3 protein-coding genes and 1 tRNA gene are annotated in these 3,088 nt (G+C 63.2%); all 4 read left to right on the top strand.

Annotation, left to right across the window (positions count from 1 at the left end):
* On the top strand, nt 1-1,725 hold a 1,725-nt coding region (gene lon / locus WCE35_RS22620), incomplete at its 5' end, for an endopeptidase La (protein WP_424595541.1).
* 108 nt (nt 1,726-1,833) lie between these two features.
* Nucleotides 1,834-1,910, top strand: a tRNA-Val gene (locus tag WCE35_RS22625).
* Between the two features lie 178 nt (nt 1,911-2,088).
* The gene (locus WCE35_RS22630; RefSeq protein ID WP_424595542.1) at nt 2,089-2,367 is read left to right on the top strand and encodes a hypothetical protein; all 279 of its coding nucleotides are present in this window, start codon (nt 2,089-2,091) and stop codon (nt 2,365-2,367) included.
* 61 nt (nt 2,368-2,428) lie between these two features.
* A partial coding sequence (locus WCE35_RS22635) for a class I SAM-dependent methyltransferase (RefSeq protein ID WP_424595543.1) occupies nt 2,429-3,088 on the top strand: 660 nt, incomplete at its 3' end.

Raw genomic sequence — 3,088 nt, forward strand, 5'->3', positions numbered from 1 at the left:
TATTACCTGAACGAGCAGATGAAGGCGATCCAGAAGGAGCTCGGCGACGACGAAGGTCGCGACGAACTCGCCGATCTGGAGGAGAAGATCGCCAAGACCAAGCTCTCCAAGGAAGCCCGCGACAAGGCGCAGCATGAGCTGAAGAAGCTGCGCCAGATGTCGCCGATGTCTGCGGAAGCGACCGTCGTGCGCAACTACCTCGACTGGCTGCTGTCGATCCCCTGGAACAAGAAGTCCAAGGTCAAGAAGGACCTTGAGGCCGCGCAAGCTGTGCTGGACAACGATCACTACGGATTGGAGAAGGTCAAGGACCGCATCGTCGAGTATCTCGCGGTGCAGTCGCGCGCCAACAAGTTGACCGGACCGATCCTGTGTCTGGTCGGCCCCCCAGGCGTCGGCAAGACATCGCTCGGCAAGTCGATCGCGAAAGCGACCGGTCGCGAATTCGTGCGCGTGTCGCTCGGCGGCGTCCGCGACGAAGCCGAGATCCGCGGTCACCGCCGCACCTATATCGGCTCGATGCCCGGCAAGGTCATCCAGTCGATGCGCAAGGCGAAGACCTCGAATCCGCTGTTCCTGCTGGACGAGATCGACAAGATGGGCGCCGATTTCCGCGGCGATCCGTCGTCGGCGCTGCTGGAGGTTTTGGATCCCGAGCAGAACTCGACCTTCAACGACCACTACCTCGAGGTCGATTACGATCTGTCCAGCGTGATGTTCATCACGACCGCGAATACGCTCAATATTCCCGGACCGCTGATGGACCGTATGGAGATCATCCGGATCGCCGGCTATACCGAAAACGAGAAGGTCGAGATCGCGCGCAAGCATCTGATCCCGAATGCCATCTCCAAGCATGGCCTCGATTCCAAGGAATGGTCGATCGACGACGATGCCTTGCTGCTGATGATCCGCCGCTATACCCGCGAAGCGGGCGTGCGTAATCTGGAGCGTGAGCTGTCGACACTCGCCCGCAAGGCGGTGAAGGAGCTGATGATCTCCAAGAAGAAGTCGGTCAAGGTCACCGAGAAGACTCTCGAGGAGTTCCTGGGCGTGCCGAAGTACCGCTTCGGCGAGATCGAGAGCGACGACCAGGTCGGGATCGTGACGGGCCTGGCCTGGACCGATGTCGGCGGCGAACTGCTGACCATCGAAGGCGTCATGATGCCCGGCAAGGGCAAGATGACGGTCACCGGCAATCTGCGCGACGTGATGAAGGAGTCGATCTCGGCTGCGGCGTCCTATGTCCGGTCGCGCGCGATCGTCTATGGCATCGAGCCACCGTTGTTCGACCGGCGCGACATCCACGTTCACGTTCCGGAGGGGGCAACCCCGAAGGACGGACCGTCGGCTGGCGTCGCCATGGCCACGGCGATCATCTCGGTCATGACCGGCATCCCGGTCCGGCACGATGTCGCCATGACCGGCGAGATCACGCTGCGCGGCAGGGTGCTGCCGATCGGCGGTCTGAAGGAGAAGCTGCTGGCGGCCGCGCGCGGCGGCATCAAGATGGTGATCATCCCCGAGGACAACGCCAAGGATCTCACCGAGATTTCCGATGCGATCAAGGGCGGCATGGAGATCGTCCCGGTCGCGCGTCTCGATGATGTCATCGCCAGGGCGCTGGTGCGTCCGCCGGTGCCGATCGTCTGGGAAGAGGACACCAAGGTACCGGTGAATCCCGAAGCGTCGGATGAAGCCTCCGGTGGCCTGACGGCGCACTGAGCTGAGCCAAATATGACGGAAGCGGCGTTCCAATCGGGACGCCGCTTTTTTTGTGGGCGTATCCCGGCTTGCGCCAGAGGGCAGGGCAGCGCTAAACAGAAGCCTCAAGGGCGGCTAGCTCAGCTGGTTAGAGCATCTCGTTTACACCGAGAGGGTCGGGAGTTCGAATCTCTCGCCGCCTACCAGCCTTCGCTCACGCGCTTCGGCTCGGCAAGCCGAAGCTCGCGAGACACGAAGGCTGTCGCGCCGAAGTCGCGTAGCGACGAAGGCGGACTGAGCGTTGAAGCTGGTTTCGCTGCTCATGCGCTTCGGTTCGACGAGCCTGCAGACGAAAGCGGACTGGCGCAAGTCGGGAGTAGACGCATGAAAGTTCTCTGTGCCGCAGCGATGATCGCGTTACTTGGCGGGCCGGCGCATGCCCAAGGCGCGGTTCCCGGATACGGGGAACCCGCGAAGGACAAATCGCCCCAGGAGAAGGCGTCGGAGCGCGACGCCGAAAAAGCCTATCAGCGTTCGCTCAATAGCATTCCCGAAAAGGCCGCTTCTGATCCCTGGGGCGCCGTGCGCAGCGAAAGTCCACCCAAGGCGGCGGCAAAGAGTCCGGCGGCGAAGAAGACCACGACCAGCGGCAACCCGAATTGACGCTTGACGGATGCGCTGATCGCGCCGGCGGCATAAGGCATTAAGGCATAAGGAGCCCGACATGGATGCGCCCTCGGGCCACGATCGCAACGCCGATCAGATTGCCTTCTGGAACGGTCCGGCCGGGCAGCGCTGGACCGACCGGCAGCAGACGCAGGACGTCCTGCTGGCGCCGGTCTCCGCGGTCCTGATTGATCGTGCCGCGGCCAGACCTGGCGAACGGGTCCTCGATATCGGCTGCGGCTGCGGCGCCACGACCATAGCGATGGCGCAACGGGTCGCGCCTGCGGGCTTTGCGTTCGGCATCGATATCTCAGTGCCGATGCTTTCCCGCGCCCGACAACTCGCACCAAAAGGGCTGCCGGTCGATTTCGTGCTCGCCGATGCCACCGCCTATCCGTTCGCTTCAGCAAGTTTCGACCTTATGGTCTCCCGCTTCGGCGTGATGTTCTTCGCCGAGCCCGCGGTCTCCTTTGCCAACATCCGCAAGGCGCTGCGGCCGTCGGGGCGGCTGGCATTCGCCTGCTGGCGCGAGCCGCGCGAAAATCCGTGGATGATGACGCCGCTGCAGGCGGTCTACAAGCACGTGCCGAAACTGCCACAGCCCGGGCCCGAAGACCCCGGGCCGTTCGCGTTCGCTTCCGAGGAACGCGTGCACAGGATTTTAGGAGCCGCAGGATTTGCCGGCATCGCGATGGAGTCGTGTCCGCTGACGCTCGAC

The sequence above is a fragment of the Bradyrhizobium sp. genome, assembly GCF_049691595.1.
Taxonomy (GTDB): Bacteria; Pseudomonadota; Alphaproteobacteria; order Rhizobiales; family Xanthobacteraceae; genus Bradyrhizobium.